Source organism: Capnocytophaga genosp. AHN8471, assembly GCF_016806945.1.
Lineage (GTDB): Bacteria > Bacteroidota > Bacteroidia > Flavobacteriales > Flavobacteriaceae > Capnocytophaga > Capnocytophaga periodontitidis.
In genome coordinates, this window is record NZ_JAESPJ010000042.1 from 1 (window position 1) to 5,835 (window position 5,835).

5 protein-coding genes and 2 pseudogenes are annotated in these 5,835 nt (G+C 34.2%); all 7 read left to right on the plus strand.

Annotated features, from left to right (window positions below):
* Positions 1-481: pseudogene (locus JMN12_RS14870) on the plus strand (RHS repeat-associated core domain-containing protein); the annotation flags it as partial.
* Position 482: 1 nt separating this feature from the next.
* Positions 483-851 (plus strand): Imm40 family immunity protein, encoded by a 369-nt coding sequence (gene imm40 / locus JMN12_RS14875; RefSeq protein WP_009750675.1) that lies wholly within the window; start codon positions 483-485, stop codon positions 849-851.
* A 121-nt stretch (positions 852-972) separates the two neighbouring features.
* Positions 973-3,066, plus strand: coding sequence for an RHS repeat domain-containing protein (locus JMN12_RS14880; RefSeq protein ID WP_203140042.1), 2,094 nt, complete (start codon positions 973-975; stop codon positions 3,064-3,066).
* Between the two features lie 14 nt (positions 3,067-3,080).
* Positions 3,081-3,437: a hypothetical protein gene (locus JMN12_RS14885; RefSeq protein ID WP_088593910.1), complete on the plus strand. Its 357-nt coding sequence runs from the start codon at positions 3,081-3,083 to the stop codon at positions 3,435-3,437.
* A gap of 86 nt (positions 3,438-3,523) precedes the next feature.
* A pseudogene (locus JMN12_RS14890) lies at positions 3,524-4,714 on the plus strand (RHS repeat-associated core domain-containing protein); the annotation flags it as partial.
* Positions 4,715-4,721: 7 nt separating this feature from the next.
* Complete coding sequence (locus JMN12_RS14895; RefSeq protein ID WP_203140045.1) at positions 4,722-5,063, plus strand: hypothetical protein; 342 nt, start codon at positions 4,722-4,724, stop codon at positions 5,061-5,063.
* Positions 5,064-5,129: 66 nt separating this feature from the next.
* The gene (locus tag JMN12_RS14900) at positions 5,130-5,588 is read left to right on the plus strand and encodes a hypothetical protein (RefSeq protein ID WP_088593914.1); all 459 of its coding nucleotides are present in this window, start codon (positions 5,130-5,132) and stop codon (positions 5,586-5,588) included.
* The last annotated feature ends 247 nt before the right edge of the window (positions 5,589-5,835 follow it).

Genomic DNA, 5,835 nt, shown 5'->3' on the forward strand with positions numbered 1-5,835 from the left:
TCTTAAAAATGTATTGATAAATAGTACTAGTAATGCAGCTTCTGGTTTTCTTCTTTCAGCAGGAATTTCTTTTGCATATACTAAAGATTTTGATCAAGCTTTAAAAGATGGTGTTAAAGGAGCTGGCTATGGTTTGGCATTAGGTTCGGCTTTAGGGGTTGTGCAAGGATTTCAGTATGCAAGAGGATATGATGTAAATCCTTGGACAGGAAAAAGGAATGATTTTTTTAAGGGGACTTGGTATTCAGATAGAGTATTAGGAAATATGTTTAATACATCTGATGCTTTTCATAGCTTTCCTGAGAATGTTAAAGCTTTTCAAATGGATGGGGTTGTAACTCCTCTAAAAGGGAAAGATGGTGTTATAGTTCCAATATTAAAAATACCAGGAAGTTACAGAGGAAAAGAAGGATATTTTGAATTTATAAAAGAACGTGATGGAATGATTAATCATAGATTTTTTCGTCCTAATAGTAAATAACATGGAATTAACAGATAAATTAATAGCACTACTAAAAAAAGGAGCTCCTGTATATGGGACAATACAAAAATCTTTTTCAAAAAATGATGCCTTAGAGATTTTAGAAGAGTGTCTAAAGAGTAGAATTGCTGTTTTGGGAGGAGATGTAGTCAATATTAATAATAATGGTTATTTTGAATATAATTATGACAATTGGAGTTATAATAGAAAAAAAGGAGAAAGCGAGGTAGATTATGTATTAAGAAGTATAGAAAAAGCCATTAAATATATATCTAATTATAAACTAAATAATGTTTATTTTTGTATTTCATTTGACATAAAAGACAGTAATACAAATAAATATTTCTTTTTTAAGGATATAACTTTATAATGAGACATTCAAAAGAAATTGTAAATCAAATAAAGATAATAGACGAAGTGCTCTATTCTCTGAACTTACCTTCACACCAAAGCCTATACATACGACCTTTTTCGGTCGGGTACAAAAGGAAATGACCACCGCAGAGGCAGCAGGCAAACGCGCGAGTGCAATGGTGCAATACCGCTATCAAAATGGTGAACTCGTGGAAATGAAGGACGACAAGGGTGTAACTCTTTGGAAACTCAGTAGTGAAAACCCTTATGGACAACCCCTCATAAGTCATAAAGGCAATGTAAAAGAGAAGTATACCTACGACAAAGGTTTCCCTGTAAGTCAGCTGCTACAAAATGAGGACAAGGCTATAGGCGCACTTACGTGGCAGTTTAACCCTCAAAAAGGACTATTAGACAGCCGTCAATACAGCTTTTGGGGTAAACAAGAGGATTTTAGTTATGATAATTTAGATCGCCTTACGGCTTGGGGCGATGCCAATACTCCGCCGCAAACCCATAGCTACGACGAACGCGGTCGCATTACCGAAAACAGTGTCATAGGTACCTATGAATACACGCGTAATGGCTACCAACAGCAAAAGCTCACCACCAACGAAGCAGGTGAAACCCATTTAGAAAAATACCCTTTACCTATTGTAAGGTATAACGCTTTTAAAGCCCCTGATCAGATATATGTAAAAGACAAAGAACGCATTAGCTTTGAATATGATGCTTTTGAGAGCAGAGCCGCGATGTACTACGGCAATACAGACCCTGAAAAACAAAAACGCCGTTATGTTAAACATTATAATCACGATGGTACTTTTGAAATCAAGCACGACCGTACTACAGGGCTAACACAATTCTATATTTACTTAGGTGGTGATGCCTATACTGCACCTGCAGTGCTCTCAGTTACTGATGATAGTGAAAAATACCTATACTTGCATCGCGACTATTTGGGTAGTATCACCCTTATCACCGATAATGCAGGTAATGCAGTAGAGAGACGGCACTTTGATGCTTGGGGTAATATCACAAGTTATTGGAATGCTGAAGGGAAAACCACTGTCCCTGCGGAAGGTATATTGTTAGACCGAGGCTATACAGGGCACGAACATTTATTGAGTGTAGGACTTATCAATATGAATGCTCGCTTATACGACCCAGCCTTACACCGTTTCTTACAACCCGATAACTTTGTACAAGACCCTTTTAACACCCAGAATTTTAATAGGTATGGGTATTGCTTGAATAATCCGCTGGTGTATGTAGATCAGGATGGGGAATTCTTTTGGATTCCTGTAATTATAGGAGCTGCAGTAGGTGCTTATATGGGATCTGTCCAGGCAAATAATGGGGAATTTAACCCATTTAAATGGGATTATAGTAGAGCTACTTGGATCGGTCTTGGTGGAGGGGCTCTCATTGGAGGACTTTCAGGAGGTGTTGGTGCTGCTCTTGGTGGAGCTGTTGCAGGAGGAACATCATTAGTTTCCTCAATGATAGGTGGTGCAGCAAGCGGTTTAATCTCAGGAGCTGGATTCTCTATTTTACCTGGTGGAGGAGGCAAGGTATTGCAAGGAATGGGAGTAGGTCTACTATCAGGTGCCATAGGAGGCTTAGTAGGAGGTGCTATTGGAAAAGTTTCTAATGTAGTATTAGGTAATTACAACATAACAAATCCTTTGCTTAAATCAGCTGTACTTGGTTTTGCTTCTGGAGCTGCAGGTGGATTTGCAGGAGGATTTATTGGTGGTTTTGTGCAAACAGGAAATTTAGAAGCTGCTTGGAAAAGTGCACTTTCAGGAAGTGGTACAGGAGCTGCTGTAGGGGCAATTTCCGCAATGGCTGGAAATTATATAGTAAACAGAAAACTACTAAAAGATGGTATAAGATTGAATAGAGAGTTAAATGCATTAGAATTTAATTCTGACTACGATTTTACGCCAGACCCTATGGGCGATAATGTAACGCTGTATAGAGGTACTACAGGTAGTGAAGGTAAAGGAAGTCCTTTGTTTATGACTGATAATGCTGAATATGCCCGTTCTTATATCAAAAATGGAGGAAGTCTTGTAAAGGTTACGATATCAAGATTTACTTTAAAGCAAATGATAGAGGGAGGAAATATAATAAAATATAATGGAGAACATGGCACAGTGAATGGTTACGAATACCAAATACAACCTAAATACGTTCCTACTTTTATAAAATTGTTTAATAAATAAAATATTTATAAGTTATGTTTAATTTCTTCAAAACAAGATTAAAAAAGAAAAAAGAGAAAGAATTTTGTTGTGATTTATTTAAAAATTATTATTCTCTTAGAGATCAACAAGCTCCTAAGATTAGAATTGTAAAATTTGCTGAAAGATATTCGAAAAAAGAAATTGAATATTTTCCCATCAAAAAAGAAGAAAGACTAAAGAAGATTATACAAATTAACAAACGAAGACGTTTTTTTATCTTTATAGATATATATGAGGTTTTCGATTTTTCAGAAGTAGTTTCAATACAAATTCATTTCTGTCCTTTTTGCGGCACTAATTTACATTCATTTTATAATGATGATATATATGTAAATGAATATGTAGATTGAAAAATATTTTGTACCTCTGCATCGTGACTTAAGTACATTGAAATATTATAGACACTAACTAAGCAAGGCACTTTGATGCCTGGGGCAAAGTGTTAAGCATCACTGACGGCAACGGCAATAAGTTAGAAAACTTACTACTTGACCGCGATTATACAGGGCACGAGCATTTGGCAAGCGTAGGTTTAATTCATATGAACGGGCGTTTGTATGCCCCTGCGCTACACCGTTTCTTACAACCCGATAACTTTGTACAAGACCCTTTTAACACCCAAAACTTTAATAGGTATGGATATTGTTTGAATAACCCGCTGGTGTATGTGGATGAGAATGGGGAATTTTTATGGTGGGTAGTTGGAGCGGCAGCTTTGATAGGAGCTTATACTGGAGGAACAATAGCTAATAATGGGGAAGCTAATCCTATAAAATGGAATTATTCTGATAATTGGGGCTATATATTAGGAGGTGCAGCTATAGGTGCTTTAAGTGCTTATGTGGGAGGTTCTGTAGCTTCTGCTATAGGACTAGGATCTTTATCTTCTAATGGTGCATTATTAGGTGCTTCAATAGGAGGAGCTGTAGGAGGTGGTATTTCAGGAGCTGGATTTTCAGCAATGGGAGGAAATAATGTCTTTAAAGGATTTTTAAATGGAATGATAAGTGGATTTGTTGGAGGAGCAATAGGATCTTATATTGGAGGGTTTGGAGGAGCCTTTGCTGGAGGTATGAGTGGTAGCTTTACAAACTCAATTCTATATGGAGAAAGTTTTGAAAATGCTTTTTACTCAGGAATTATAGGAGGGGTAATTTCTTATGGTTTATATAATCTCCAGATGAAAAATTCTTATAATCAATATAAAAAGGAAGGAGGAGAATGGAGTTATAAACAATATAGAAAAATCAGTACGGCTTCTCAACGATCTTTTGCAAGGGAAAAGGAATTTGGTGGTTGGATTACTAATGATGATGTTTTAATAGATCCTTCATCAGGAAGAGGAAAAGATTTTCATACTCCATCAACTAAGCCTAATAGTGCAATAGGAAGATTTCATACTCACCCTAATAGTGTAAAGGCAGATTACATAGAATCACATAGTCCAAGTGATATTGTAACAGCTGGTTTTGTACAAAAAGTAGATTCCTATGTGATAGGAAGAGAGAATATCTTTAGATATGACGTATGGAAATACCGTATTGGAGCATATGATTCTACTAATATGAGACTCCCTATGTTCAGATATCCATTTTACAATCCTTTTTGGTTATCAAGTAGTAAATGAAAAAAATATGAGGATTTTATTTTTAATATTACTTCCTTTTTTCTATCTTTGTGTAGGTGCACAAAGTAAAGACACAATTTATACTCAAAATGCAGGAAAAATTGCTGTCTTAGGTAAGAACGTTGCTTATATTTACAAAGAGGAACAGATCTCTGAATACAAAGTTAAAGAACTAAGACAGAGAGAAACATTTTTCTACCCTTTACGTTTCATATTGATAGCAACTAATCTCGAAAGGCGTAAAAAGTATGATTATGTTTTCTATGTATACAATACGCATCAAGAAATTATACCTGATATTATACTAAAAAATAAAAATAAAGAAAAAATATTAAGAAAAATAGAATAGAAAAATTAGTATTTCATAAAGGGGTAAAAGATAAAAAATGTATTACAACTTTAAGTATATAACTTTATGATGAGATATTCAAAAGAAATTGTAAATCAAATAGAGATAATAGATGAAGTACTTTATTCTCTGAACTTACCTTCAATTTTGAAGAATAAATATTTCGTAACAGACACTATAAGCTGTGAAAATTATTTAAAGTTACATTATAATAAACCTAATAACATTTTCTTTTCAATAATATTAAATTCCTTTGAAATACAAATAGATATTGATGAAGCAAAAGAAATATTAGATTTATCACTTTCCTCTCCAAAAGAAGAAAAATACTTTAAAGAATTTGTGAAAATTCTTTTTACATCTTTTATTAGAATAAAAAAATACGGTAAATATTACATTAAGATTAGTTTTTTCAATCAGAAAAGAGAATGCGTTAAAACGATAAGATACATTAAAATTAATTCTTTTTCTTTAAATTTTAAAGCTACTTTAAAAGAATATGCTCCTTTGTATTTATCTTGGTAAGATAAGACTATAATAAAAGTTCTGGTTTAAAATTTCGTACGTTTACTTTTAAAAGGATAATTTCAAAAGTATCAAAGAAATTATAAAGGCGCTGTCCAAAAAGTCTCAAAATCACTTTTGCGTCGCTACACTTTGCCAAAGTTTTAATTGCTCGTCGTGCTACGACCTTTGGCAAAGTTGATTACTCTGATTATCAATAGCTTTTGTAGTATGTTATGTAAGGGTGTTTTGCAAACGCCCACATAAA

Coding starts and splice junctions, on each gene's coding strand:
- imm40 (WP_009750675.1), top strand. CDS start 483: ATGGAATTAACAGATAAATTAATAGCACTACTAAAAAAAGGAGCTCCT.
- JMN12_RS14880 (WP_203140042.1), top strand. CDS start 973: ATGACCACCGCAGAGGCAGCAGGCAAACGCGCGAGTGCAATGGTGCAA.
- JMN12_RS14885 (WP_088593910.1), top strand. CDS start 3,081: ATGTTTAATTTCTTCAAAACAAGATTAAAAAAGAAAAAAGAGAAAGAA.
- JMN12_RS14895 (WP_203140045.1), top strand. CDS start 4,722: ATGAGGATTTTATTTTTAATATTACTTCCTTTTTTCTATCTTTGTGTA.
- JMN12_RS14900 (WP_088593914.1), top strand. CDS start 5,130: ATGATGAGATATTCAAAAGAAATTGTAAATCAAATAGAGATAATAGAT.